The organism is Amorphus sp. MBR-141 (assembly GCF_053628695.1).
The window spans coordinates 1-26910 of the sequence record NZ_JBRJGW010000019.1; the positions used below are offsets into that span (position 1 = coordinate 1).

At 59.7% G+C, this 26910-nt stretch carries 19 protein-coding genes and 5 pseudogenes; 13 read left to right on the forward strand and 11 right to left on the reverse strand.

All coding sequences use genetic code 11. The features are described 5' to 3' along the window. The first annotated feature begins 107 nt into the window (after window positions 1–107). From ACSSVZ_RS21320 to asnB, 4 genes are all read left to right on the forward strand, one after another. The gene (locus ACSSVZ_RS21320) at window positions 108–1220 is read left to right on the forward strand and encodes a glycosyltransferase family 4 protein (protein ID WP_453972771.1); all 1113 of its coding nucleotides are present in this window, start codon (window positions 108–110) and stop codon (window positions 1218–1220) included. 30 nt (window positions 1221–1250) lie between these two features. Then, window positions 1251–1748, forward strand: coding sequence for an acyltransferase (locus ACSSVZ_RS21325; RefSeq protein WP_453972772.1), 498 nt, complete (start codon window positions 1251–1253; stop codon window positions 1746–1748). A gap of 135 nt (window positions 1749–1883) precedes the next feature. After that, window positions 1884–2714: a hypothetical protein gene (locus ACSSVZ_RS21330; RefSeq protein ID WP_453972773.1), complete on the forward strand. Its 831-nt coding sequence runs from the start codon at window positions 1884–1886 to the stop codon at window positions 2712–2714. A 139-nt stretch (window positions 2715–2853) separates the two neighbouring features. After that, a complete protein-coding gene (gene asnB, locus ACSSVZ_RS21335) occupies window positions 2854–4854 on the forward strand; it encodes an asparagine synthase (glutamine-hydrolyzing) (RefSeq protein ID WP_453972774.1) in 2001 nt (666 codons plus the stop codon). 185 nt (window positions 4855–5039) lie between these two features. Here asnB and ACSSVZ_RS21340 read toward each other — a convergent pair. The 4 genes and pseudogenes from ACSSVZ_RS21340 to ACSSVZ_RS21355 form a co-directional block, all read right to left on the reverse strand. After that, window positions 5040–5237, reverse strand: a pseudogene (locus ACSSVZ_RS21340) (transposase); the annotation flags it as partial. 400 nt (window positions 5238–5637) lie between these two features. After that, window positions 5638–5934, reverse strand: a pseudogene (locus ACSSVZ_RS21345) (transposase); the annotation flags it as partial. Between the two features lie 51 nt (window positions 5935–5985). Beyond that, window positions 5986–6156 (reverse strand): annotated as a pseudogene (locus ACSSVZ_RS21350) (transposase); the annotation flags it as partial. A 179-nt stretch (window positions 6157–6335) separates the two neighbouring features. Continuing rightward, the gene (locus tag ACSSVZ_RS21355) at window positions 6336–7010 is read right to left on the reverse strand and encodes a transglutaminase domain-containing protein (RefSeq protein ID WP_453972775.1); all 675 of its coding nucleotides are present in this window, start codon (window positions 7008–7010) and stop codon (window positions 6336–6338) included. Between the two features lie 358 nt (window positions 7011–7368). Here ACSSVZ_RS21355 and ACSSVZ_RS21360 point away from each other — a divergent pair. Then, window positions 7369–8058: pseudogene (locus tag ACSSVZ_RS21360) on the forward strand (transposase); the annotation flags it as partial. 354 nt (window positions 8059–8412) lie between these two features. Here the strand turns inward: ACSSVZ_RS21360 and ACSSVZ_RS21365 are convergent. The 5 genes from ACSSVZ_RS21365 to ACSSVZ_RS21385 all read right to left on the reverse strand — a co-directional run bounded on the left by ACSSVZ_RS21365 (window position 8413) and on the right by ACSSVZ_RS21385 (window position 16074). Continuing rightward, window positions 8413–9696, reverse strand: a complete 1284-nt coding sequence (locus ACSSVZ_RS21365) for a hypothetical protein (RefSeq protein WP_453972776.1) — start codon at window positions 9694–9696, stop codon at window positions 8413–8415. Between the two features lie 853 nt (window positions 9697–10549). Continuing rightward, a complete protein-coding gene (locus ACSSVZ_RS21370) occupies window positions 10550–13006 on the reverse strand; it encodes a GumC family protein (protein ID WP_453972777.1) in 2457 nt (818 codons plus the stop codon). A gap of 30 nt (window positions 13007–13036) precedes the next feature. Further along, window positions 13037–13663, reverse strand: a complete 627-nt coding sequence (locus tag ACSSVZ_RS21375) for a polysaccharide biosynthesis/export family protein (protein WP_453972778.1) — start codon at window positions 13661–13663, stop codon at window positions 13037–13039. 197 nt (window positions 13664–13860) lie between these two features. Further along, window positions 13861–14628 (reverse strand): tyrosine-protein phosphatase, encoded by a 768-nt coding sequence (locus ACSSVZ_RS21380; protein WP_453972779.1) that lies wholly within the window; start codon window positions 14626–14628, stop codon window positions 13861–13863. Between the two features lie 126 nt (window positions 14629–14754). Further along, on the reverse strand, window positions 14755–16074 hold the full coding sequence (locus tag ACSSVZ_RS21385; RefSeq protein WP_453972780.1) for a sugar transferase: 1320 nt from the start codon (window positions 16072–16074) through the stop codon (window positions 14755–14757). A 656-nt stretch (window positions 16075–16730) separates the two neighbouring features. Here ACSSVZ_RS21385 and ACSSVZ_RS21390 point away from each other — a divergent pair. The 3 genes and pseudogenes from ACSSVZ_RS21390 to ACSSVZ_RS21400 all read left to right on the forward strand — a co-directional run bounded on the left by ACSSVZ_RS21390 (window position 16731) and on the right by ACSSVZ_RS21400 (window position 20081). Next, on the forward strand, window positions 16731–17378 hold the full coding sequence (locus ACSSVZ_RS21390) for a hypothetical protein (RefSeq protein WP_453972781.1): 648 nt from the start codon (window positions 16731–16733) through the stop codon (window positions 17376–17378). A gap of 87 nt (window positions 17379–17465) precedes the next feature. Further along, a pseudogene (locus tag ACSSVZ_RS21395) lies at window positions 17466–18271 on the forward strand (IS5 family transposase). A gap of 289 nt (window positions 18272–18560) precedes the next feature. Then, window positions 18561–20081, forward strand: a complete 1521-nt coding sequence (locus tag ACSSVZ_RS21400) for an O-antigen ligase family protein (RefSeq protein ID WP_453972782.1) — start codon at window positions 18561–18563, stop codon at window positions 20079–20081. A 652-nt stretch (window positions 20082–20733) separates the two neighbouring features. Here ACSSVZ_RS21400 and ACSSVZ_RS21405 read toward each other — a convergent pair. Then, window positions 20734–21546: an IS5 family transposase gene (locus tag ACSSVZ_RS21405; protein WP_453972898.1), complete on the reverse strand. Its 813-nt coding sequence runs from the start codon at window positions 21544–21546 to the stop codon at window positions 20734–20736. Window positions 21547–21704: 158 nt separating this feature from the next. On the opposite strand from ACSSVZ_RS21405, the gene ACSSVZ_RS21410 reads away from it, so the two are divergent. Both ACSSVZ_RS21410 and ACSSVZ_RS21415 read left to right on the forward strand, forming a co-directional pair. Further along, window positions 21705–22358: a YdcF family protein gene (locus ACSSVZ_RS21410; protein WP_453972783.1), complete on the forward strand. Its 654-nt coding sequence runs from the start codon at window positions 21705–21707 to the stop codon at window positions 22356–22358. 358 nt (window positions 22359–22716) lie between these two features. Further along, window positions 22717–24264 (forward strand): Fic family protein, encoded by a 1548-nt coding sequence (locus ACSSVZ_RS21415; RefSeq protein WP_453972784.1) that lies wholly within the window; start codon window positions 22717–22719, stop codon window positions 24262–24264. Between the two features lie 70 nt (window positions 24265–24334). On the opposite strand, the gene ACSSVZ_RS21420 is transcribed toward ACSSVZ_RS21415, so the two are convergent. After that, window positions 24335–25486, reverse strand: a complete 1152-nt coding sequence (locus ACSSVZ_RS21420; protein WP_453972785.1) for a tyrosine-type recombinase/integrase — start codon at window positions 25484–25486, stop codon at window positions 24335–24337. Between the two features lie 438 nt (window positions 25487–25924). Here ACSSVZ_RS21420 and ACSSVZ_RS21425 point away from each other — a divergent pair, with 438 nt between their 5' ends. From ACSSVZ_RS21425 to ACSSVZ_RS21435, 3 genes are read left to right on the forward strand one after another with little or no spacing between them, the layout of a single operon-like run. After that, window positions 25925–26236: a Gp49 family protein gene (locus tag ACSSVZ_RS21425; RefSeq protein ID WP_453972786.1), complete on the forward strand. Its 312-nt coding sequence runs from the start codon at window positions 25925–25927 to the stop codon at window positions 26234–26236. Window positions 26237–26238: 2 nt separating this feature from the next. Beyond that, entirely contained in the window at window positions 26239–26454 is a 216-nt protein-coding gene (locus ACSSVZ_RS21430) for a hypothetical protein (protein WP_453972787.1), read from the forward strand. Next, window positions 26451–26909: a gp436 family protein gene (locus ACSSVZ_RS21435; RefSeq protein ID WP_453972788.1), complete on the forward strand. Its 459-nt coding sequence runs from the start codon at window positions 26451–26453 to the stop codon at window positions 26907–26909. Before ACSSVZ_RS21430 ends, ACSSVZ_RS21435 begins: the two co-directional genes overlap by 4 nt. The last annotated feature ends 1 nt before the right edge of the window (window position 26910 follow it).

Below are 26910 nucleotides of genomic sequence, written 5' to 3' on the forward strand. Positions count from 1 at the left end.
TCGAAGGAGATACCCCTGCGCATGCCCCAGACTCGCACGCGCGGCTTCGCAACGGATTCCCCACCAGGACTCAACCATTAGAGAACGACCACTAGAAAGCGATCTGCATGAAAATTGGTCTTAACGCAACTTGCTTCAACGAGCGGCCGTCGGGCGCGAGACAGCGTTTTCTGGGGCTTTACTTGCCCGCAATCCTTGCGCTGCCCGATGTCCATTTTGTGGTATATTCCGCCAAGGATATCAATGCCGGTCGCTGGTTCGATAACTTCGACAATGTGTCGATACGCCGCACGCCGATCCCCAGCGAGGGGCGATGGAACAGGATCGTCAGCGGTCTGGCATATTGGCCGACGACACTGCGCAAGGACAAGCTCGACCTGCTCGAGGGTTTTCATCTGCCCCCGGTGTCTAACCCGAGCGGAAGAATGGTCATGACCATTCACGACCTGCGCGGAATCCACCCGCATATCCAATATTCGCGCAGATCAGTTTACCGCACGGTCGTCCAGCACAGCATACGCCGATCTGACAAGATCCTGACTGTCTCAGACGCGATGAAGCGGGAGATCGAGTCCGTCTTCCCCGATACGCAAATCACCCGAATCTACAACGGTATCGACAATGCCATGTTCGAACGAATAGATGATGACGAAGCAAATCGCTTTATACGTGACAGGCAATTGCCGTCCGACTTCTTGCTCACTGTCGGCCATTATGAAATCCGCAAAAATTATGCGCGTCTCTTAGACGCCATCGATCTTCTAAACGATCAAGGCCTGTCAATACCGCTCGTGATTGCTGGTAACGACAGCGGTCAATTTGACGAGTTACATAATAGAGTGACGGAGGCTGGTCTCGAAAAGCAGGTCGTGCTGCTGCGAAACCTAGACGATAATCAAATTGGCTGGCTCTATCGTAAATGTCGCCTGTTCATCTTTCCCTCCTCCTACGAAGGTTTCGGCATTCCACTGCTTGAGGCCATGGCCGTTAGGAAACCCTTTTTGCTTAGCGATATCGCGGTGTTCCGGGAATTGAGCGAGGATCAGGGCATCTATTTCCCCTATGACGACAGCAATGCGATGGCCAGTGCGATTGCAACGCTTGCCCGATCCGACGATGAACAAAAGCGGCTGGTCGACTATGGAAGTATTCGAGTGAAAGATTTCAGCTTCGACACGCTTTCGAAGGAGCTTGTTTCCTTCTATCGCGAGCACGGCTAGGCCCTTGACTAAACAAACCCGGCGAGACGCATGTTTGATTATCTTTTAAATTGGCTAGCAACACTCACGGTCAACGTGGCTCTACGATTGAGGCAACGACATGTACGGCGCCATGCCGCTACCTTCCCCGACATCGACCGCTCAGTGTACTTCGGTCCCAATGTCGAAATTATTGCGCCGCCCGGCAGCGTTTCGATTGGGATGGGCACCTATATAAACGACGCCATCTTGTCCGCTTCCGCCGACTGCCATGTGCGCATCGGCGAACGATGCGCCATCGGATACCGTGTTTCAATTAAGGCAGTAACCCATGACCCGAGATACCCGGCCCCCGATGCCACCGGCGCGATCGCGCACAAATGCGCCCCTATAACAATCGGAGATCGCTGCTGGATCGGCGACAATGTATTCTTACGCGAAGGTATCACCCTCGGTGACGATGTAGTGGTCGGCGCGAACTCCGTCGTGACGAAGTCCTTCCCAAGCGAATCGGTCGTGGCGGGGGTGCCCGCAAAGCTTATCCGGTGACATCTGTCCGAGCTTGTTGGGCGCTCGGGAACAAGACCTTGAGCGCTTCCCTACGCGATTTCAATTATATAAACGTCAGCTATATCCGGCAGAGCTCATTCGGTTGGATTGCTAACCGGAGACGGGAACGAAGACATGGGTATTGACCTTCATTCGCTCAACTTCCTACGCTTTTGTCACAAAAGCCACGGCGATTTCGGTGCGACTGTGACGCTGGCGCGCCAAGGGCTGCATGTCACGAAAGCGATCGCAGACGATGACTTCAGTAAGAGAATTGTCGACAAATCCGAAGCGGAAGGTGAGTATTTCATCGACGAGACACTAAAAAGAGTTTTTGGTAGCAGTGCGGTCGCCTCGATGGATTACTCGGACTATGAAGGCGCGTCGATAATCCACGACCTGAACGTGCCGCTCGGTAAGGATATGCCGCAATTCGATACTGTGATCGATGCTGGCACGACTGAGCATATTTTTTCTGTTACCACGGCACTCGCCAATGCACGCGATCTGTGCCGGCCAGAGGGCATGATCGTTCATATTCTGCCCGCGAACAATTTTTGTGGTCATGGCTTCTGGCAATTTTCGCCCGAACTGTTTTTGGGCCTTTATTCCAAGGCCAACGGCTTTCGTGATACCGAAATCTACCTTGCCAAGCTTAACGATCCGAAGCGCTGGTTCCGACTGCACGCCCTTGCTCATGGTGGGCGCGGAAATTTTTTTTCGAGTTTCCGTATACACATCCTAGTAAAAACGGTGAAGGCTGCCAACGGTAAAGGTGAGTTTTTATCGCCACAACAACTCGACTACACCGAAATGTGGACCGACACCAAAGACAGTGCGGAATGGAAGCGGCACCGCAAAGAGACCGTCCTCTCCAAGCTGCGCAGCCAAGTCAGCGCGAGCCCCACTCTGCGTAGCTGGCGCAACGCAATGTTCCGTAACGGGCACCTTTTTCGATGCGCGTGAACCGCTTCAATCCCTGCCTTGAAACGATCCGGGTCAGCAAGGTGATAGGGCAATAGCCCTACCGGACGCACAAAATGTACGACCCGCTCAAGCCTCGGTGGGCCCGGTTACCCACACAGATCGCGAAGGGACCCTCTCCATGTGCGGCATCTGCGGAATATATGACCCCGAACGAATGAGTGATCTGATTCCGCTCACCCATAAAATGGCGGACAACATTCGGCATCGCGGCCCTGACGCTTCGGGCGTCTGGGCCGATCCAACCGCCGGGATATCACTCGGACACCGACGGCTTTCGATCCTAGATATCAGCGAAGCGGGCCGGCAGCCGATGGCGTCGGTCTGCGGACGATGGCAGATCGTTTTTAACGGCGAGATATACAACCATCCGACACTGCGCAGCGAACTCGAAGAGACTGGCAGGGCCCCCGACTGGCAAGGCACTTCCGATACTGAAACGCTACTTGCGTTCATTGCCACTAACGGTGTGATCGAGAGCCTTCGTCGAGCACAAGGCATGTTTGCGCTCGCCCTGTGGGATCGCAAGGAAGCCCGCCTTTATCTGGCGCGCGACCGAATGGGCGAAAAACCACTTTATTGCGCGCGAATAAACAGGGGGTGGGCTTTCGCGTCAGAACTTAAGCCGCTGCTGGCCTTGCCCGATTTCCGCCCCCGACTTAACCAAGCAGCGATTACGTCGTATCTTGGCCTTGGTTATGTGCCCGACAATCTGTGCGTTTTCGAAGATGTCGTCAAAGTGTCGCCAGGTCACCTATTCCACCTCGAGTTGTCCAAAAGCTCATTCAGCGATTCTTTCAAGTCCATTGTTTTTCAGAATTTCGACGAACTTATGAACTCTGGCTTAGAGCGTCGCGAAAAGGCCTTGACGATTTCAGCTGAAAAGTCCGTAGCTGCGCTGGAAAAACAGCTACTGCAAGTCGTTGACGAACAGATGCTCAGTGATGTTCCGCTCGGTTGCTTCCTCTCCGGCGGTATCGACTCATCGCTCATCGCCAGCCTTATGCAATCGTTGCGAGACAGGCCCATTCGTACATTCTCGATCGGCTTCGATGTTCCTCGCTTCAACGAGGCGCCGCACGCCGCTGCGGTGGCGGCGCACCTCGGAACCGAGCACACAGAATTTATTTTGAGCGAACAGGATGCACTTTCGGTTATTCCCGAGCTGCCGCAAGTTTACGATGAACCATTTGCCGATTCCTCGCAGATACCCACGGTTCTACTTTGCCGCGAGGCACGCCATTCGGTTAAGGTTGCCCTGACGGGAGACGGAGGCGACGAAGTGTTCGGGGGCTACAATCGCCACATTATAGGCCCGCGCCTCTTGTCAAGGTTGCAGCGCATTCCTCGTGGCCTGCGGCGCTCCGCCGGGCGCATTGTTTCGGCTTGTGCCCCCGCAATTGCGCAGGAGAATGGATGGCCGCGTCGTTTCGTAACAAGGATGCGTCTGCCGATAACAACCCTGGACAAGGCTATAAAACTTGCTCCGCACCTGAACAATATTGATGACCTGCCAACTCTCTATCAACATTTCACCCGAGGAATCCAAAATCCAGAAGCCCTGATACGAGGAGCCACCTCCTTTGCGGGTTCGGAACCGACTTTTCCGGTTGGAGGTGCGGAATGGATGATGGCAATGGACAGTGTGTCTTATCTGCCGGGCGATATTCTGGTGAAGGTGGATCGCGCTGCAATGGCTGCGTCGCTAGAAACCCGGGCGCCGTTTCTAGATGCGCGCGTCGTAAGCGCCGCCTGGGGACTGCCGCTTGAAATGAAAATCAATGAGGGCAAGGGCAAACAGGCCCTGAGATCAATCCTCAATCGGCATGTGCCTTGCGATCTTTTCGAACGTCCGAAGCAGGGCTTTGCAGTCCCGTTGGACCGGTGGTTGCGAGGTGCCTTAAGGGAATGGGGCGAGAGCCTCTTGTCTGATGATGAGCTTGCTGATCTGGCTGGTCTGGAACCCATCGCAATTCGTGAACTGTGGGATCTCCATCAGTCCGGCGACGCAAATAACGGTACCAAGCTTTGGACGATCCTGATGTTGCTACACTGGTTGAGGCACTATCGTCATGACGTTGTGCGTGCGAGGTCGGCCGACTTTCTACCTGCTTTTATATGAAATTATAGTTTAGATGTTGCCCTACTGGCTTTTCTTCCTCGTCCCTGCGCTGGCGGCCCTCGCCTCGGGTCCGCTGATGAGGGTGCGCGCGGATGGTGGTCTGCCCCCATGAGGTGGTCCAGTTTCAGTCTTAATGCATGATTGGCTTTGCGGCCATTGCCTGTGCAGATGTTGGTGCCGATCCGCATGTGCCAAGGGCAGCCGGAGCGCAGCACATAGAAGATGGCGTTGACGATCTCCCGCATCGGCCAGCGGCGCGGCCTCCCGGTGCGGCTCGGCGGCGGAAGATGCGGCTTCACGATCGCACACTCCGCGTCCGTCAGGTCGCTTCCGTAGCGAAGACGTCTGCGATTATGGTGGCGCCGGGTGGTCGGGGTCCACATGACCTTCTCCAAGCTGGCTTTGACAAAAGCTTGGCATCACATTCTGGCCCCGGCTATCCACCTCCCGCGCCAGTTTCGAGACGGCCTCTTAACCAGAAAGGTTGAAAAACCTTATCATTGCCCTATTTCAAATCGATTAATTAACCGATCTGTAATTCGCTCTACCGTTATGGTGTGCCGTCGAGGGTTTCATTGCTCTGTCCGCGCTGGCGATCCGCGAAATGTTGGACGCCGTGCGCTATCGGGTCTCACAATGCCGGATGCGATGACTCGAAACGGGCTCTGGCGGGCCAGGCCCTCCGGTACCTTCGCAACTCATCCGTCCCTGCGTCCCCTCTCGGGACACCGCCATCGGGTCAGCGAACGCCGAGTCCCTCTGGCCACCTCAGACTACCTGGTCTTACGCTTCGAACAGGGTGCCGTCGCGCAGCATCGCGTGCATTATCACCCCGAGGCGGCGGGTGATGATGGCGTTGACGGCCTCATAGAGGAGCTTGCGCACCATCACGTCGCCCTGCGTAGTGATGCGGCCGACCCAGTCCAGTTCCCCGGTCTGGTGGCGTTTGGGCACTAGGCCGAAATAGGCGCCGACGGAGCGAGAGCTTTTGAAGCGGCCGACGTCGTCGACCGCCGCGGCAGCCTTCGCCGCGGTCTGCGCCCCGACACCCGGAATGCTCATGAGGATCTGGCTCGCATCCGGCAGCACCAAAAACCCGTCACGCGTCGCCCGGCGCCAGTGCGTCAGTTGCTGCGGCGTCAGCCCATGTCGGCGCGCCACGTCATTAACGACGGTGCCCGGCCTGAAGCTCTCGCTGACAATTCGCGCCTTCACATCATCCGGCCAGTTGCGCCGGCCGGTCCGGCCCGACACGACTTCCATCCGGCCAACGAAGCCGTCGAGGCAGCCCTGCTCGTCCATCCCGCCCTCCAATCCAGAGAAAGGGTGGCAGACTCGCTGAACCGGCACGTCGCCGAAAGCGCAAAGCCAATGGTACGGAGCCAGCGCTTACGGTTAACTGGACAAAACTCCCCCCGAGGTTGGCGGGATTATATTTGTCGTTTGGCCGTGGATAGATGACCTGCGTCCGGCACATCCGATCAGAAGTTGTGCATGAGTTCCGACAATACGAACTCAGGGCCGGGTAAATTCTTCCCGTGGAAGAAACCGTGACGTGAGTAAAGGCCGTAGACAATATCGAGGCCTTGCGAGAAGAATTCTTTGGGCTCCATGATCCGAAGCCCTTGCTCCGAACTCACGGCCTCCCGGTAGGTCATCGGGTTAGCATCAGCATTTAACAAGATAAACGGCTCATTAGAATCGACACCCAGCCAACCCCTACTTGTCAAGACTTCCGACGTTGCATGTGAATTTTGTCCCAACGGAAGCGCATTGGTTATCGAAAAGCCGTGTGATGGAGCAATCAAAAAAACATGCCGCGTCTGAAAACCAAAATATCGAGCCGCCTTTTCGATGAATCGTGCACGATCAAAGCAGCACCCGTGGTTTCTCTCTAAAAATTCTGCCGGTTCGATCAGATCGGATTTCGAGGCGCATTCGGTACTGCCGATACTTTGTACTGCATGCTGAACCGACTTCAGGCAAGCGATCTCCTTATCGAACTTACCGCCTATTTCTTCGCAATCCCTCTCTATGCCAAGCGTCTTTATTGCCTCAATGTCATCTTCGGTAAGCCGGTTGTCCACTGACAGCGCAAAGGCCGCATAGGCTGCGAACGCGATAACACATGAAATGGCTGCAATCATCAGCCGCATCATCATTTTTCCCTACCTGAAAGTCGGCACATCACCTACACACCTCCACAAGTACTCAGGCGGATAAACTTCCGGGATTAAGACAAAAGACAGATCAAGCTCGTCAAATTCATCGATGAAGGCGGCTGGACTCGGATAGCAGATGATATCAGCCGATGCGGCTCGTGGCCCGATTTCAGCAAACAGAGGTCAAATTTCGCGCGTCTAGTAGTATTCAATCAGTGTCGCATACACGATGCGCTACAAGAAGCACGCTCTCTCTTTCGGCTGAAATTACCTCAGCTGTGCGCCTCTATCAACCTCGCCAGATTGGCCTCGTCGTGATTGACTGCCTTGCGAGGAGTGATCGGAGGCAGGCATAGCGAGAACGCCCGACTTGTTCGATGTGGATGAGCGGCTCCAGCGGCTGAGCGACATCGGCGACCAGCTGGAGGCTTTCGCGGCGGTGGTGGACTTCGAGATGTTCCGCCCGGAGTTGGACGCCGTCCTCGGCTATAGCGACGGCGCCAAGGGCGGGCGGCCGCCGTTCGATCCGGTGATGATGTTCAAGATCCTGGTGATCCAGGCGCAGAACAACCTCTCCGACGACCGTGCGGAGTTCCTGATCAACGACTGGCTGTCCTTCATGCGCTTCCTCGGCTTGGGGCTGACGGACAAGGTCCCGGACGCCAAAACCATCTGGGCGCTCCGCGAGCGGCTGACAAAGGCCGGCACCATCGAGGCGCTGTTCGCCCGCTTCGACCGGGCGATCCGCGAGGCCGGCTACGTCCCCATGACAGGGCAGATCGTGGACGCGAGCCTCGTCTCGGCGCCCCGGCAGCGGAACACCGAGGCCGAGAAGGCCGACATCAAGGCGGGGCGCGTCCCCCAGGCGTGGGAGGGCCAGCCCGCGAAGCTGCGCCAGAAGGACCGCGACGGGCGCTGAACGCTGGTCTTCGGGAAGGCCCGGACGCGCGAGGACGGCACGAAGCACGCCGACATCGCCATCCCCGTCTTCGGTTACAAGAGCCACGCCTGCATCGACCGCCGCCACGGCTTCATCGTAACCCTTCGGCGTGGGACGCCTTGTGTGGTTGGAAGACGGCCAAGAGATTGTGCGTATGGATATGCATACTCACGAAGTGTCCCGGCTGGAGGTGGTCGAGACTGGTCGCCGCCGTCGATGGACGGATGAAGCCAAGCTTCCGATCATTGCCGAGAGCGAACGAGGCCCCCGGCGTGGGTCTCGCACTTGGCCGTCGCTCGTGGCTATTTGCCGGCTCCGAACGTGGAGCGGATCGCACAGCCTGGCTCGCCCGATATCCGCTTTCTTGAACAGACTCTCATGGCCAGGCTGATGCCGTGAAGCCTGCACCACAAATGCGCCAGAACCACTTTTCCACGCCGGTTCACACTTGCCACCTCAATGTGCTGCGCTCTCATCGAGGCGGGTTATTCGCAGGTCGTCATACCACACGCCACCCGCGCCCACGTCCTGCTCAAGCGCCACGCGGGCATCGAGCTCCAACCTCAGCCACTGCGCCTCACATCCCTTACTCGGGGGCACTTCGAAGAGAACCTCAAAGTATCGCCATTCGGTCGTCCCCTTGAGCGCGTCGGATTGACCAAGCGGCTTCGCACTGGAATCGGCACAGTAGAGCTTCCAAACCATACCTCGTTTGGCGTCGAGATTCTCCGCCATTTCCCGACCGCGGAGCTGGTAGCGACCGGGCGGCAGGACGAGCAGCTTCTTGACGTTACGGAAGGGGACGCGGCCCCGATAAAACTGGACGTGGAGGGCATCTTCGGCGCCGGCAGTGTTGTTGATCGAGATGTCCGCGCCGGCGATGGGCGTGATGGACCAATCGAACGGAAGCCCTGTGATCGGAAAGCGGAAATCTCCGTTCATCAGGTAGTCCATGTTAGCGAACTTGTCGTTTGGCAGCCCGCGTAGCCACAAGAAAAGCGCCTGTTCGTACTCTCCCGCCGCGACGAGGCGCTCAAGGAGGGGGACGAGCTCGTCGTTAGTTGGTGGCCGCGGCCCCTGCTGCAGCTTGGCCGTTAACTCGACTGCTTCCACCATCGAGTCCTGATCCCCGGCAATCCAGGCCAGGAAGCGTGTGCGCCAAGGCGGACCGTACGCCAGTTGGTCCGCAAGCGCATCCGCCGCCACGGGATGTCTAATGAGCTCCCGAAAGGAGCCGAAGATTTTCTGGGTCAACTGGCCCTGCGCGCGCAGCACGACATCCGCATGATTCAATGCAAGACCGAACTCGCCCTTCCGAACCAAGTGACTGTAGAGCCAGAGATGCGGCAGGGGATCGCGCAAGCTTCTGCCGGAGGCCTGGCTCATCGCTTTCGTCGCCGCGCTCACCTGACCTTCTGCCTCAAGGCTGAGCGCGTAGAGGGCGAGCGCCCGTTCGTTCAGCGGGTCCTTGACGAGGACCTCCCTCATCGCCCGCGCAACAGCGTGCCAGTCGAGGGCATCCCCGCCCTTGGCGACGCTCTCGCTGGCCGCATCGACTCTTACAGACGGACTGGCCGCCGACGACTGAACCAGATCGAGTGGCAGCTCGGAACCTCGGTCGCGTTCGACGGACGATACGATCGTCCATGCCAGGATCAAAGCGCTAACAACAACAACGCCTGTCAAGATACGCCGATAGGGCCGGCCCGATGGGTAGCCGGACGGCTTCGATCTAGCCATCGGTCGCATAGGGCAAGCATCGGCACGAACTGGGTCGAAGTATGCGGTTCATCGACAATTGCCCACTGGACGGTTACCTCTGTTGGGGCGATCGGAAAACGTCGTCCGCCGCAAGGCTCCAGAATGGAATAGTCTCGTAAACCGTCACGCTGGCATCGGTCGACACACCTGCCTTCGGACAAGGCCGGGCATCCTCCCCTTCGCCACTGGCGCAGGCCCGCTCCAGATCCCAGACCGGCGCGGCAGCAGTGAAGGGAACCAGCCAGACACACAAGAAGACGCCGAGAGCGACGACCGTTCTTGTGGCGGCCCTGCCTCGCATCGGTCTGCCTCGCCTGAGAGAAAATGCCGGACTGACTGGAGATCCCAAATTTACCGGCGGCCGGCGACGGAAGGGGCGGCTGCGCTCCGATGTCACGGCCCGATCGTAAGCAGCCCTGCGGGAAGACGTCTTCAGATCGTTCCAGGCGGAAACCACTCTACGACCGAACCCCATCTCCCAATCGGCTGCACTTGTGTCCGGATGCAGCCACCGCATAAGCCACCTGCCATGCTCCGCTACCAGCCATTGCGGAGCATCAGGCGTCAGACCGAGAACGCGGTAGCTATCTGTCTCTACGCAGAATAAAACCTGTTCGAGATAAAACCTGGCAGCCGCAACCAATTCCGGTTGCGACCTGCCGAGTGCTGCAGCAGCGTTGCCTGTTGTTTTTTCGCATCCGCCCGCAATCCGAATAAGGTCAGAGAGATCGCCCGGCAGTGCCAAGCGTTGCCGGAGCACGTCGGCCAGCGCCGGTGTTTGCATGAGCAACAGCGCCGTAATCAGACTCCGTGGGGCGCGCTCCCGCATCGACTAGCTCCCGGGATTCTCGTGATCGAGAGCTTCTGTCACTGAGCGATCAAGTTCGCTCACGTCCGCATTGCCACCATAATTGTAGTATTCTCCCGCTCCATATCCATAACCGTAGCTCGAAAACTTAGCGCTGAACTTATTCAATACAACACCCAACACATCGGCCCGTGAAAAATGGAGCCGTTTCAATGCGTTTACCACTCCGCCCCGCAGTGCGCCGTGCGCCTCCACCACCAGAATGGTACCGTCCGTATAGTTCGAGAGAACCGGAGCGTCAGCCATGCCGCCCACCGGAGCGGAATCGACGACGACCAAGTCGTACTTCTCCGACGCAATTGCGAGCAAGGTTGCCATTTGCGAGCTTGCCAAGAGCTCGGTGGGGTCGGGAGGCACCGGTCCAGCTGGCATGAACTCGAGGTTCGGATAATCGGTCCGCTGTAGCACGTCGGGGGGGCTGGCATTGCCCACAAGACAATTAGAAAGACCTCGATACCCAACGCAGCCGAGGCGTATGTGGAGGCTCGGTTTGCGCAAATCGGCATCGATCAAAAGAACTCTCATGCCCAAGAGTGCGAAATGCCGCGCGATGCCAATGGCGGTCGACGATTTGCCCTCCGAAGGCCGACTACTGGTCACAAGCAGTGTCCGCGGAACACCGTTCGCGGCCGTAAACTGGAGCGCTGTGCGTAAGGACCGATAAGCCTCGTTGAGAGCGGATCGGGGATCGGCGAACTGCTTCTCCAGATCCCCCTCGTCGACCCGCGGAATGACGCCGAGCACTGGCAGGCCGAGCTCCTGCTCCACCTCCTCCGGCGCGGTAAAGCTGTCGTCGATGAACTCACGCCCGAAGGCGGCGAGCCCACCCGAGACGACGCCGAAGAACAAAGCGAACGCCAGATTCGTCTTGAGGTCCGGCTTGTAGGGGCCACCCGGGCGTTGCGCCTTATCCAAGATTGAGATGTTGGACGGATTGCCGCCACCGCCCGCAACGCTCAGCTCCTTGTAGCGCTGGAGAAGGCCATCGTAGAGAGTCCGGTTTGTATCGACTTCCCGTTTCAAGATTGTGTAGTCGATATTTCGCTCCTGGTAATCGGAGACTTCCTGCTTAATTCTCACCAACTGTGCCACGAGCGAATCCTCTTCTTCACGCGCGGCGGCGTATTCCATTTGCATAGACTCTTTTATGCGCTCGACTTCGTTCTGGATCTGTTGCTCGATTTCAGAGATCTGCGCCCGAAGCTTCAACATATCTGGATAGCCGGATTTGAAGACCTTCAGTTTTTCCTGGTAGTCTATCAAGAGATCGGCGCGTTTGGCGCGGAGGGCGGCGACCGCTTCGCTCTCCAATGACTGTGGCAGTGCATCGGAGCCTTCCATCTGCTTCCAGATCAGCTCGTTCTTGAGCCTCTTCTTCGAAGCCGCGCTCAGGGCTGAATTCGTCTCTTCTAGATTGGCGAGCGTGAGCGTGCTGTCGTCGCCGGTCGTCAGGATATCCTTCTGCTTTGCATAGTCGACGAGCTTGCGCTCCGAATCCTCCAGCTTCAGCTTCAGGTCTTCCAGCCGATCCTGGAGAAACCGCCGCGCATGTCCCGACGCCTCGTAGCTGCGCTCCAGGCTCATCTCGACGAAGGCATTGACAGCGCCGTTTGCAACTTCCTGTGCGAACTTCGGGCTCGGGCTGTCGTAGCTGACCCTCACCACGCGGGAACTGCGCACCGGCTCCACCCTGAGGCCCGACTGAACCATACCGATGGCGCGGTCTTGGTTGGGCTTCGGATCGGGGTTGCCCGCCTGTCTCGCTCCGATCAACAGCCCCTTGAGCTGGGACAGGGGCGACTTGCGACTTTGGAGGAAATCCGGCCGTTCGCCAAGCCTGAGTTTCGCGACGATGCGTTCCGCCAGAGCCCGGCTTTTTAAGAGTTCATACTGAGTCTGGTAGAACTCACCCGACGGCCCGGAATCGACCTCATCGATCCCCGCAACTCCGCTAAGGTTCGCGACCTCGCGCCGGATCTCGATCGTAGCGCTTCCGCGGTAAATCGGAGTTTGCAGCAGTGTATAAATCAGCCCGATGCACAGCGCGAATGCGGCAATGCCAACGATCAGCCAGCGTTGCTTGATCAGTACACGCAGGTACTTCTTGAGATCGAGAGGTTCTTGGTCGCTTACGGGCTCGCGAAGCGGCGTTCCGCTGCCCATGTAAGCGGGCGACAAATCTTTCGTCGGGGCCATCGCAAGGCGACGACGGTGGCCGTTGTGTCTCGGCTCTTTCGACGGGCCGCCGCCATCGGAATTGCCCGATTCGACATAGCCCGATCGCCCGCCTTGCTGTTCCTGAAGTGCGCGTGACGCGCGAGTCTCGGGCTCCCCCGCCTTATCCGCGCCGGGCGCCGAATCGGAATCTGGCGTCGACTGGGACGATGACTGAGAGCCATCCTTATCATCCCAAACTTGCATTCCCGACCCTCATGTTACCGCACGAACTGATCAAGGAACCAATCCGGCAACGAAGCCAGCGACGCCGAGGCTTTCGCGCACGTTACGCCATGCGACCTTCGAATCCGATTCGGCGACCACGATCGTGTCCCCTCCGCGCACCATCGGGTCCAGGGCCTTACCGTCCCGGATCGCTTCAATATCGAACGCCGCAGATAGTCTCCGTCCGTCCTGGTTGCGGAAGACCTTCACGTTCCCACGATCCGCCACCCGGTCAACGCCGCCAGCCATCGCCAGGACCCGCAGCAGTGAAGCACCACCAGGCACCTCGTAAACGCCGGGCTTTCCGACAGCCCCGTCCACCGTCACCTTCTGGCTGTTGTACTCCTTCACCAGTACGCTGACTTGCGGAGACTGGAGATAGCTCTGCGAGAGCTTCGTCTCGATGTCATTTTCCAGCTCTTCCGGGGTCTGCCCGCCGGCTTGCACCGTTCCGATCAGGGGCAGATCGATCGCCCCCTTGGAATCAACCTCGACGGTCCTTGTCAAATCAGGAACCTGAAAGACCGAGACTTCGATCACGTCTTGCGGCGAGACGCGATATTCCGTCTTGCCGAACGCGTTGGTGGAATCGGAGGAGGAGGGGACGCCCGAGCCCGAAGCGGCCGACGGGCGCACCGCGGCCCCCGATGGAGACGCAGGCGCGGGTCCGAAGGCTCCACTCGACTGCCGCGCCCTGGTACCCGTCGCCTCAGGCGGTGACGTCGACGTCGACCCTGCCCCGGTCGAACTCGACTGACAACCGGCCAGTCCCCCGGCAAGCGCGAGCATAATCAGGACTAGAGCGGTCGGAAGTCGCACTACAACCTCCCCTATCATGTACCGAGTGCACCCGCGCTGACGAGCGCGGGCGGCGGAATGATATCGGAAGGGGCGAGGTTCTTCACGATCCCCAGTGGCCGCGTCTCGCAGACGTTCTCCGCCTCGTCTTCGCCAAGGCGCGCCGCGACTGCCGCCCGGGCATCGCTCAAGTTCGGCCGGCGGTGGCCTGTAGCGTGCGCGTCCGTGGCGATGATGTGAACCATTCCTTCGTCAAGCATCCGCTCAGCCCAGTATTGGGCGCCTTTTCCAAATGTCCCCGTGATCGAATTTCCCGTGATTTGCATCCAAACACCAGCGTTGAACAGCCGCCTTATACTTTCATAGTGACTCTCGATCCAGGATAGTCGCTCAGGATGGGTCAAAATTGGGACGTAGCCGGCCTTGCCAAGTTCCGCCAGAACCTCCTCCATCCGCGGCGGCGCCACGTGATGGGGCGGCTCGAAAAGGAAGTATCGGCTGTCGGCGATCGTCAGAAGACGGCCGGACCGCAGCCCATCAACCATCCGCGGCGTAAGGTGTACGTCGGCGCCCGTCAGGACGTAGAGGTCGATGCCCCGCTCAAAAAGGGCAGCAGCCAACGCTTCCACCGCGGATCGAATGCCCGGCCCGTCATTGTCGTAGACGCCCGGAGTGATGTGAGGCGTGCAAGCGGTGATGCGGATACCGTCCGCAACGGCCATCTTCGCCATCTCGATCGATTGAGCGAGATCCTTCGCCCCGTCGTCGATCCCGGGCAACAAATGACAATGAAGGTCAATCATCGGCTTAACGCCACTCGAGTGCCCCCACCAATCCCGGGCACCTCCTACCGTCATCCGGGAACCCAATGCAAGCACCACGCCCCCCCCCCGCCTGCGGGGCCTTGCGCGCCAGACCGCCTGGCACCACTACCTCGCCCCAAAGCCGGTCCAAATCGTCTTGATCGTTCGAAAGACGATCAAGACGTCGAGCCATAATGAGAAGTTCTTAATGTAGAAGAAATCGTAGTGGAGCTTCTCGAGCATCTGATCCGCAGCGGTAACATGCCCCTGGTTGACTTGAGCCCAACCGGTAATTCCTGGCCTCACGATATATCGGTAGCGATAAAAAGGTAGCGATGTCTCGAACTGATCGGACAGCACCTTGGCTTCCGGACGTGGCCCGATCCAGCTCATCTCACCCCGCAAGACGTTGATGATCTGGGGAAGCTCGTCGATACGGGTCCGGCGCAGGAAGCGTCCTAGCCGCGTGATACGCGGGTCGCTGTCCCGCGTCAGCGCCGCGTCAGGATTAGCCGCCGCCGGCCCCGCGTCGACCATTGTACGGAGTTTGTAGACGGTGAACGGCTTCGCCCGGTAACCGGTGCGTGTCTGACGAAACAGCGCCGGGCCGCGCGTTTCCAAACGGATTAGCACACCGAACACCAATAGCATCGCCCCGATCGGCAAAAGGGCCGCGAGTGCCGCAATCCAATCGGCAAATCCCTTGATCCGCAGATAGGCGCGGTTCGGCACCAGTGACCCGAGTGTGTTCTCCGACAGATGCTCGATTTGGACCCGGCCGGTGAGCGATTCCATCGCCTGCTTAACGTGAAAGACCGGTATGTCGGCCAGGGCGCAGTCGGCGACAAAGCGCTCCCACTCTTCTGGAACGTCGTGCCTGAGATCGGCAACGACTCCCAAAAAGCGGCGATCGGGAAGTTCTGGCCGCGTTAGCTCAACCCATTCGACCCGAAGCACCCGGTCGCGCTCCTCGAGAGACACATTGGGCAGCACCGCAATCCGATAGATCTCATAACGGCGTGCGACCAGATAGATCAAAAAATACCATACGCATGAAATCGCGAAGCTAACAACGAATTGACTGCGGCTATATTCTAACCGAAACAGAAAGAATATAAGGATCACGGCCGTATAAGACAGAAAGAAACTGGGCAGAACGTGATAAGTATCGCTCACCCCCGGAAAGCGAGAAAGCTGACGGAAAAAATATATTCCAAGACAAACCGCGATCGCGGTTCCGAGCATGGTATTCCGACCGCTGGAGCCGTCCCAATAGGTGAGGAGAAACCCTTCGTTCCGAATCGCTGCGGGCAGGATGGACGCCACGAGGACGCCGAGGACTAGCTGATAGCGAAGCCGAAGCATCACCAAGACCAGCTTTCCTTTGAGGGTTGGGTTGGCATGCGCGGAAGCGCTAAAGGGCCTCGCCTCGCTGCTGCCGCGCAATAAAGTCGTCCAGCTTCGCATTCTTGGTGATGATGATCTAAAGATTTGGCTTCGACCTTCGATTGCACTCATGCTGGAAAATTTGATATATGCTGATCGACACCGTCACCGTTCCGCGATTGGGCAACAATCCGAAAAGGCCCCATACGCTTGGGAGCGGGGCGGTTCCTATACAATTTATAGCCCCCGGTACAGCCTTGCTTGTAGCAACCTTCGGTGCGACACGCCAGCGCATCGTACCGGTTCTCAGCAAGGAACCAGACTACTCGTGGCGCGGATCGAGGGAAGGCCGAATGTGCCCATGTGCTGGGTCGGCGACTTTCGACCACGGCCGCACGATCGACCGCGGCCGCACGATTGTTGCCAATTTGTCACGCGACGCAAAAAGCGCCGTTGGCTGCTCTCTGCTGAGATTAAATCTGTCTCTCATATGATCGTCCCATCATCTTCGGAATGCCCAGTCCTTCAAGATTTGTTAGGAATTCAACTCTATCGAAAGAGATGCTCAGCCAGCAAGACGGTCCAGAATCCTCTAGATTGTCTGGGTAGGTGCTCGCCAAGGGGGCAGTAGATCATGCTTGAACCGGCAACCCAGAATTGATATTCAATTCCCTGGCTTTTATGAATGCTCAGAGGCATCCTCCGAGGAGCGAGCGATGAAATTTTTGACGGCGTGTTCATTTTTACTTTTGGGACCAGTTGCGGCGGGTGGCAACGCGGCGTTGGCTGCTAATGCCTGCGAGGCCCTAGTGCAACAGGGCACCTGCGTATTCGCGACGTCTTTGCCCAACGACGCGGATGATCCGATTGGCGACCTCTCCGGCATCGAAGGCCGAGTACTCGCGTCCGCCGCGGAAGGCTTCACGCCAGTTCGATCCGACGTGACCCTGAAGATCGGCGACCGCGTGATCGTGACCGATGGGGCCAAGGCAACTCTGCGGTCTGGTCCGTTTCCCAGTGAGGAAATTGCGGCTCCGGCCATCGTCGACGCCTCCTCGGTTAGCGGATGTGGCTGCCTGACTGTCCAATCTGGGGTCCGCACCTTCGCTCAGTCGGCGGGCGGCGCGAACGCAGGCGGAGGTACAGGTACCGGCGCAGGTGGAGGTGCGGGCGCAGCTGGCGGTGGTGCCGGCGCAGGCGGAATTGGTGCGGCTGGTGGCGGTGTACTAGGCTCCACAGCGGCAAGTTTGGGCGTTTCGACCGGTGCCCTCGCCGCCGTTGGTATCGGTGCGACTGCCGCCATCGTCGGGGTTACCGCCGCAGTAGTCTCAAACAACAATAATGACGAGCCGGTCAGTCCCTAGGAGGCCGTCTCGAAACAGGTGAGATCAGTGGATAGCCGGGGCCCGGATGTGATCCAAGCGGTTGTCGAAGCCAGCTTGGAGAACGTCATGTGGACCCCGACTACCCGGCGGCAACATAATCGCAGGCGCCTTCGCTACGGAAGTGATCTGACGGACGCGGAATGGGCGATCGTCGAGCCGTATCTTCCGCGGCCAAGCCACACCGGCAGGCCGATGCGCGAGATCGTCAGCGCGATCTTCTATGTGCTGCGCTCAGGCTGCCCGTGGCACATGGTGCCGGACTGTTTCCCGCCGGCGAGCACGGTCCGGTCTATCGCTGGTTCATCCGGCTACGCGACGATGGCGTCTTCGAGACGATGAACCACCACCTGATCACGCGCGATCGTGAGCGAACGGGCCGTGAAGCGAGCCCCTCCGCAGCCGTGATCGACAGCCAGAGCGTGAAGACGACGGAGGCGGGCGGCCCTCGCGGTTATGATGCCGGCAAGAAGATCAAGGGCCGCAAACGGCACGCCATGGTCGATACCCACGGGCGCCCGCTGGTGCTGCAGGCCCACGCCGCCGCAACCCAGGATCGCAATGGAGCGGTGCCTCTGCTGAAAGCCTCCAGAAAGTCCTTCCCGTTCGTCGCGCATGCCTTCGCAGACAGTGCCTACAGCGGTGACCGCGTCGCCGAAGCGGCCTCCATCACCATTGAAATCGTGCGCAAACATCCAGAGCAGGTCGGCTTTGCCGTCCACCCGCGGCGCTGGGTCGTGGAGCGCCTGTTCGCCTGGCTCAACCGAAACCGCCGCCTTGCGAAGGACTTTGAGGCGTCCATCGCCTCGGCAAAAGCCTTCCTTCACGCCGCCTCCGTCATGCTCCTCGCACAACGGATGGCACGGGCGTCATGAGTTTCGAGTCCGTCTCTAACGCCCCGACGCCCGCCCTTCGGAATTCTGCGAGTAGCGCCAGTGGGATCTGCCGGCGCTTTGTTTCTATGACGAGTTTCGCCGAAATTCGGCCTATGTAACTTGTACCGATCCTGGGACCGATTTCCAATTCCACATGGGGCCTGGCGCCCGCATCTCAGCCGATGCCGCTAGGTATTCCCCTGAAGTCGACCGCGGTGCCGTGGCTGCCCCGGATCTTGGTCTCGAGTATGGCATCCTGCACGACGGTCGCGTTAGTCAAGGGAAGTCGATGATCCTGAGGTCGTCAGCTGTGATTTGTCGCTTCCATAAAGCGACCGCGTTCTTTGTATTGGCAAGCGGCGTATTTTGTCTCGCTCTTGTGCTGGGCGGCGGGACGCTTCCAGGTCAGGCTTCCGATGCAGTCGTCGAGCTCGTGAGCCTGCCGCTCCTGGGGTGGGCCATCATGCGGGCAGCTGCAGCGCCGCACTGTCGCCACGCCTCTCTTACACTTGCGATTCTCGCCGCCATCCTGCTCCTGCCTCTTTTGCAGGTCGTGCCATTGCCGCCCGACGTTTGGATGCTGCTCCCCGGCCGGGAGAAACTGGCCGCCACCTACAGTCTCCTCGGCCAGGAGCTGCCTTGGTGGCCCCTGTCGCTCGTGCCGGAAGCCACCGTGCGGGCCTTCGTATCGACCCTCCCCGCCGCTGCTCTCTTCCTTGCGATGCTGACGATCGACCTCCCGCAGCGGCGGTTGTTGAGCCTCGGCTTTGTGGCGGTCGCCGCCGGCAGCGTTCTGCTCGGACTGCTCCAGGTGGTTCAGGGCGGTCAGAGTCCGCTTCGCTTCTACGAAATCACCAATCCGACCTCATCTGTCGGTTTTTTTGCCAATCGCAACCACTACGCGGCGTTGCTTTGCGCGGCTGTTCCCTTCGCCCTTGCCTGGGCCATCTCCCTCGCCGAGACGGGCGGGCAAGGCTGGCGTGTCCGCTCTCTGATCGCGGGGCTCGTCGCGGTGCTCCTGATTCTCGGCATCACCCTGTCTTTCTCCCGGGCCGGCTTTCTCCTTTCCGTTTTTGCTTTCGCCGCGAGCATCTTGCTCATCGACCTGAAGAAAACGCGCACATCGCGCACGGCCGGAAAGTGGCTGCTCGCCCTGGTCGGTCTGATCGCTCTGGTGTTGGTCGCGAACTACGCGCTTGCCGGAGTGTTCCATGCGTTTGCCTCGAAGCTTGGTGCGACCATCCGGCCGCAGATCTGGCATGTCACCGAGGCTGGCGCGGGAGCGATGTTTCCCGCGGGCTCCGGACTGGGCACCTTCCAGACCGTCTACGGTTGGTTCGACCGACCCGAGACCCTCATCGCCGGTGCATTCGTCAACCATGCTCACAACGACTGGCTGGAGCTAGTGCTCGAAGCCGGCCTCCCGGCGGTCATGCTCGTCCTCGCGTTTCTTTGGTGGTTTCTGCGCCACGCCCGGTGGGCATTGCGCGCCCCCTCAACCGAGGACACGTCGCTGGATCTCAAGCTGGTGCGCGCCGCAGCAATCTCGGTGCTGATCCTACTCCTTCATTCCCTGGTCGACTATCCGCTCCGGACACTCGCGGTTCAGGCGGCGTTCGCCTTCTCCTGCGCGCTGTTGGTGCGACCTCTCAACGAGCCACCTCAAACCGGGAACGGGCGAAAGCCGCGCAAGGCTACAAGCGCCGGTCGCCCATCCGGCCGCACGCCGCGTTCCAAGTCATCTCCATCCGAATCCGGCGGCCCGCCACGGCCACCGCAATTCCGGCCCTCGACAACTTGGACCGATTGAGGCAACAACCGTCAGAATCGGTAGGCTCGCGACTTCCCTCCTCCTTTTCACGCGCGGTCATGTCTACGTAGGAAGGATCCATCATCGGCTGACCTATGCCCGAACTTATTTTCCTTGCAGGGCAAAAGAAATCCTTGGGCTACTTTATCCGCTACCATTTGCTGGACCGCCCGAGGGGGAAGTTTCCGGGCTTCACATGACGATGGGCCGCGGCACCGGTATTCATCAAGCAATTGGGCCGTGTTACCGATGGCCTCATGCGGGCGCTCCTCGTTGTAAACACGACGTTGGAAGACCGACGATGGAGGTTCGCGAGCTTCTTTACCCTTGGCATCCCTGGGCCGGATGTTGGGTTATCATTCATGAAACCGTCGCGAGGGGCGGCGCGGTGTTTTGCCGGCTCAGTTTACCGGCATCGGCGAAGGACCGATTGTATCAAATCCCGGTTGGATGCTTGAGCCGACGGCAAAGGTAACCTGACGGGCAGGCGACGTGCGATGGCGCGGAAATCCCAGCGGGCACGGTTGAGAAGCTGATGACAGCTGGAGAAGTTCATCGCCTCAGCGCGCCCGGTCATCCTGAGACAGGCGCTGACGGTGCGCGGGGAAGGAGCCCACTATTCTAGTGGCAATCTCAGAGTCGGTCTCGAAACTCATGGCGCCCGTGCCATCCGCCGTGCGAGGAGCATGACGGAGGCGGTGTGAAGGAAGGCCTCGGCCGAGGCGATGGACGCCTCAAAGTCCTTGGCGAGGCGGCGGTTTCGGTTGAGCCAGGCGAACAGGCGTTCCACGACCCAGCGCCGCGGGTGGACCGCAAAGCCGACCTGCTCGGGATGTTTGCGCACGATCTCAATGGTGATGGAGGTCGCTTCGGCGACGCGGGCGCTGCTGTAGGCGCTGTCTGCGAAGGCACGCTCGACGAACGGGAAAGACTTCCGCGAAGCCTTCAGCAGGGGCACCGCGCCATCGCGATCCTGCACCGCAGCGGTGTGGGCCTGCAGCACGAGTGGACGGCCGTCGGTGTCGACCATGGCGTGCCGTTTGCGTCCCTTGATCTTCTTGCCGGCGTCGTAGCCGCGAGGCCCCCCGGCCTCCGTCGTCTTGACGCTCTGGCTATCGATTACGGCCGCCGAAGGGCTCGCTTCACGGCCCGTTCGCTCACGATCGCGCATCATCAGGTCGTGGTTCATCGTCTTGAAGATGCCCTCGTCGCGTAGCCGCATGAACCAGCGATAGACTGTGCTCGCCGGCGGGAAACAGTCCGGCACCATGTGCCATGGGCAGCCCGAGCGCAGGACGTAGAAGATCGCGTTGACGATCTCGCGCATCGGCCAGCGCCGTGGCCTGCCGGTGTGGCTTGGCCGCGGAAGATACGGCTCGACGATCGCCCATTCCGCGTCCGTCAGGTCACTTCCATAGCGAAGGCGCCTGCGATTATGGTGCCGCCGGGTAGTCGGGGTCCACATGACGTTCTCCAAGCTGGCTTCGACAACCGCTTGGAATCACATTCGGGCCCCGGCTATCCACCTCCCAATCCAGTTTCGAGACGGACTCTCAATCCGCAATAATTTAAGAAAACCCTATTTCTCAACCCGAGAACGGTAATTTGGTTTTGGCGGCGCACATGAAGCATTTTTTTCTGTTCTGCTGTATTCTCATTGGGGCCACCTTGTTCTTTGGCGAATTTCTGCTGAGTGAATACCGTGAGCGCTCCCATTCCACGACAAATCAATTGTCTCCTCCTCACACGGCGGTCGTATTCACGGGGCAATACGATCGGATTCGCTTCGGTCTGCATTTGATGGAGACCGGCGCGGTCGATCGGCTTTTCATCTCTGGAGTTAACCGTGGCGCAGGGCTAAATCCGGAGACGTTCGCCAACCAGTTCCATCTCTCGCAGAGACTACAAGCCGCCGAGAGCGCGGGCCGCATTGTCCTAGCTCCCGATGCCAACACAACATTGGAGAACGCAGTCGAAACATCCTGCTGGCTTGCGCAAAGGCCGGAAATCAAAGAAGTCGCCCTTATCACATCCAGTTGCCACATGACGCGCGCTTCGTTGGCGTTCGATCGTGCCGTCCCTGGAAACGTAGTTGTCTATCGGCTCGACGTGCCTCATCCCACAGGTGCAGATGCACGTGTGTGCTCGAGGCTCGATTTCTGGAAATTTGCGGCAACATGGGTGATTACGTTGCTACCAGATCGTCTATGGGGAACGGACGTCATCCGGACATGCTCGCCCGCAGGCGACCGAGCTGACGCCAGTTTGGCTGAATGACCACAGCCGGCAGCAGGTCAGCCAGGGTGAAGCGGAGAAGACACCACGATTCGTCGTGAACACGACAGAATGACATTTTGCTTCGGGCCAACCTCCGCCAACTGCCGTCCCGAAATCCAGAACAAACACGATCCGCAATCACGGGGAGCACCGGCAACGGCGATCGGGAGCACTCAGAGGCAGGCCGCAAGACGCCTGTAGCCTTCCGTGGGCGGTAGCGTTTCATCTGACTGGATCGAGTCGCGCCATCGCTAAATTTCATAAATCTCTACTTCCAGTATCATATTTCATGTGTTAGTATCAAAATTCACAGACAGCCTGTGCTGGAACCGAAACAAAAGAAAAATGCACAGATCTCATGTCAGCAGCAGACCAGACCCAATTTTCAGGCCCCATAACCGTTTTTCAGGAAAGGAGGCTCGCCGAGCCGGCTACGCCTGCGGGCTATAGCGCCCTGATCGATACCTATGGGCTGAACGTGCCGCTGCCGCGGACGCTCTCGGCGATCGGCACCCATCATCGTATCATCGAAAAGAACGGTTGGCGGCTGACGACGCCGCGACACGCGCCCGAAGCGACGCTGGAAGGTCACCTGACCTTCGCCCTCAAATATGAAGGGCTCGATCTCGCCACGCTCAAGCGCCTGTTCCAAAGAACAGGACCCGCGCCGATCGAGGCGATCGTGCGCGGCAAGCCGACCGGAAGCTATGCCCGGCGCATCTGGTTCCTCTACGAATGGTTGACAGGTGAACAGCTCGACCTGCCGGATGCGAAGACCGGACGCTACGTCCCGGTCCTCGATCCCGAATTGCAGTGGGGCACCGAAGAACGGACCGCTCCGCGCTACCGGGTCAAGGACAACCTGCCCGGCACGCCGGAATTCTGCCCGCTGGTCTTTCGCACCAAGGCGCTTGAGGAATTCGTTGCGCTCGACCTGGCCCGCAAGGCAAAGGACATCGTCGCGGACGTCCCGCGCGACATCCTCGCGCGGACGGCAGCATTCCTGCTTCTGAAGGATTCGAAGTCGAGCTACGCGATCGAAGGCGAGCGCCCGCCCCAGGATCGCATCCAGCGCTGGGGCCGGGCCATCGGAGAAGCCGGCCGCACGCAGCTTGACCGCGACGAGCTTCTGCGCCTGCAGCGCATCGTCATTGGCGATAGCCGCTTTGTCCATCTCGGCCTGCGTCGGGAAGGCGGCTTCGTCGGCGAGCATGATCGCGAGACCCGCATGCCGCTGCCCGAGCACATCAGCGCGCGCGCCGAAGACCTGTCGATGCTCATCGACGGCATGACGGCTTACGACCGCGGCCCCGCCCGCCAGATGGACGCCGTCATCGCGGCGGCGATACTGGCGTTCGGCTTCGTCTACGTTCATCCATTCGAGGACGGCAACGGGCGCCTGCACCGTTACCTCATCCACCATGTCCTTGCCGAACGGGGGTACAACCCGCCGGGCCTGGTCTTTCCAGTCTCCGCGGTCATTCTCGATCGCATCGAACGGTACCGCGAGACGCTGGAGAGCTACTCGGAGCGGCTGCTGCCGCTAATCCGCTGGGAGCCGACGGAGCAGTTCAACGTTCGGGTGCTCAACGACACCGGCGATTTCTACCGCTTCTTCGACGCGACCCCGCACGCGGAATTCCTCTACGAGTGCGTCCGCCAGACGATCGAGCACGATCTGCCCTACGAGACGGACTTCCTGCGCCGCTACGACACATTCCGCGCCCGGATTGACGCAATGATCGACATGCCCGAGCGCATGGTCGATCTGCTCTTCCGCTTCCTGAAGCAAAACGCCGGCATGCTCTCGAACCGCGCCCGCGAGAAGGAATTCGCCGCGCTCACCGACGAAGAGGCCCGGCAGATCGAGGCGATCTATGCTGACGTCTTCGCAGAGGCGGGATGATTGTAGCCGTTCCCTGATCCTGGCAGGCCAGCCGAATGCGGATCGAACCAATCGGCCGGCGCAACGACGATCAGCTGTCCGGCCGGCTGGGTTCGGAAGGGCCGAGATAACGGTTATTCATTCGTCCGACCACATCCTTGATGTGACTGTCGGAAAGGTGGGCATAACGGCGGACCATCTGAAGCGTCCGGTGTCCGAGCACTTCCGCTATTTCGACAAGGCTCGCGCCGTTCATGGCCAGATAGCTGGCCGTGCTGTGTCGAAGATCGTGGAAGCGGAAGTCCGCCAGTCCCGCGGCTTCGCGCGCGCTCTCCCATGCCTTGCGTATGTCGATCGGCCCCCGGCCGTCTCGACGAGGGAACAGCCATTCCGTCTCCGGCGGTTCGGGCAGCTTGCCATAGAGGGCCTTGGCATAGGCAACCTGATCAAGGATAGCCGGCAGGATCTGAGGAACGATGTACGCGACGCGGGTGTCACCATTTTTCGTATTACGCAGGATAGCGGTCCCGCGCTCCAGATTCACGTCGGCCAGTTTCAGGCCGAGAATCTCGCTGCGGCGCGCACCGGTGCTGACCGCAAGCAGCACGACCGGATAAAGCTGCAGATTATCGCTCTCCTGACAGGCCTTGAGCAGTACGGCCCGCTCGTCATCGTCCAGATAGCGCGTCCGCTCGTTTCTGATCTTTGTGATTTTGTTCACACCGTCGAGCGGGCTGGAGGCCGTCCAGCCCCACTGGATGGCGTATTTGAAGAGCAGGGCGAGTTCATCCCGGTAGTGCTTCAGCGTTTTCGGGCTCTTTGGCTTCTGTGGTTTCCGAGCCTTGTTGCCTTCCTTCGGCCTGCGCCGCGTATCGCCAGCAGCGGCGAGTGCGCGCATTTTCTCGCTCACCAGATCCGACGTGATGTAGGCGAGAGAATATTGCCCGAGCTCCCGCTCCCAATAGTTCAGGAACGAGGCTTCGGCCCGCTTGGTGCTCTCCGCGCGATGAACGAAGATCTCGGCACGGAACCGGTCGATCACGTCCTGCAGCGTTTTCGCCGCTGCCGTCCGAACGACGTTCTTGAATTCGCCTTTGCGAATGCCGCTTTCGGTTTCCTGAGCCCATTGCTTGGCATCGGTTAGCCGCTTGAAGGTTCGGACCTGATCTGGAAAGCCCTTCATCCGGACCATAACCCGATAGGATGGCCCTCTCTTTCCTTCACGCTTCTGTATCGTGGCCATGGGCGTCCTCGCGGTATCGGGCGCAACGCGCTTCGACGAATTTTTTGGCACACTTTTGGCACAGTGAAAATCAAAAACCCCCAACAATAACCAAGCGCTCTATGCCAATAAAGATGTGATATTACATCGGCATAATGATTGATGCCTGTTGGAAAATTGTGCCAAAAATGGCCTTCACTTGGCTCATAACCCGGAGGTCGCCGGTTCGATCCCGGCCTCCGCAACCAGAATACCCAGAGGGTGGTCCGGTACTGCTCGCGAGGCACCCGGCATCTTCCGCGCCAGACGGGCTTTCGGAGGATTGAGGCCAGCCGGCCGACATGGGGTTCAGCCCGCCACCCGCACGATCTCCTCCCGCGAAGCCGGGCGTCGCGCTTATCGGTGCGGCGCCCACTTCGGGAGTCGTCCAGCCACTTGTCCGCTCGCCAGGAGATGAAGATGAGCCGGAACGAGGCCGAATTCGAAGCTGAGAGCCAGGCGAAGGGCCTGACCGCGCCGCGGCTCTCGCCTCGCCACATAGACGAGCAGATCGTGGCCGAGGCGTTCCATGTCTTCCCGGGCACGACGCTGACGATCTGCGCGCTCACCCTGCGCAATGGCTATCACGTCACCGGGGAGAGCGCGGCCGCGAGCTCCGAGAACTTCGACGCCGAGCTCGGCCGCAAGATCGCGCGCGACAATGCCCGCAATAAGATCTGGTCGCTGGAGGGCTACCTCCTGCGCTCGCGCCTGGCCGGAATGGAGGCCTAGGCATGGCGGGCGAAAATCCCTTTTCCGCGCTGCTCCCGGCGGTGCCGCCCGCAGAGGGCGATAGCGCCGCCTTCGCAGTCTACGGCCTCACCTATGCCGCAGAGAGCCTCTGGGATCTCCTGGACGAGCTCCCGGTCAAGGCCGACGCCAAGCTCGCGCAGCGGCGCCTGCAGGAAATGGTGTTCTGGGGAAGCCGCGCGGCCGGAGGGGCCGGATGATCCCGTTCGTCACCCTTGCCGATCTCGACGCCCGCCACCCGGCCGAGCTCATCACGCTTGCCGCCGATGAGCAGACCGGCGTGCGCGACGATGTCCGTATCGAACTGGCGATCGCCGACGCCGGCGCCGAGATCCGGGCGATCCTCAAGGCGCGGTATTCGGCGGACGAACTCGGCCGCATCGACGGCGACAGCCGCGAGACCCTCAAGATCTACGCGATTGACATCGCGCTCTACCGGGTCGCGCTCTCGTTCTCCCGGTCCAACGAGCGGATCGAGGAGCGCTACAAGTCCGCCATCAAGCGGCTGGAGGCGATCGCCGCCGGCAAGGCCGCGCTGACGTTCTCCGGCTCGGAGGGCAGCGACGAGACCGCCAATGAGGCGGCATCTCCCAACGAGGTGCTGATCGACGCGCCGGAGCGCATCTTCACCCGCGACCGGACATGGGGCTTCTGAC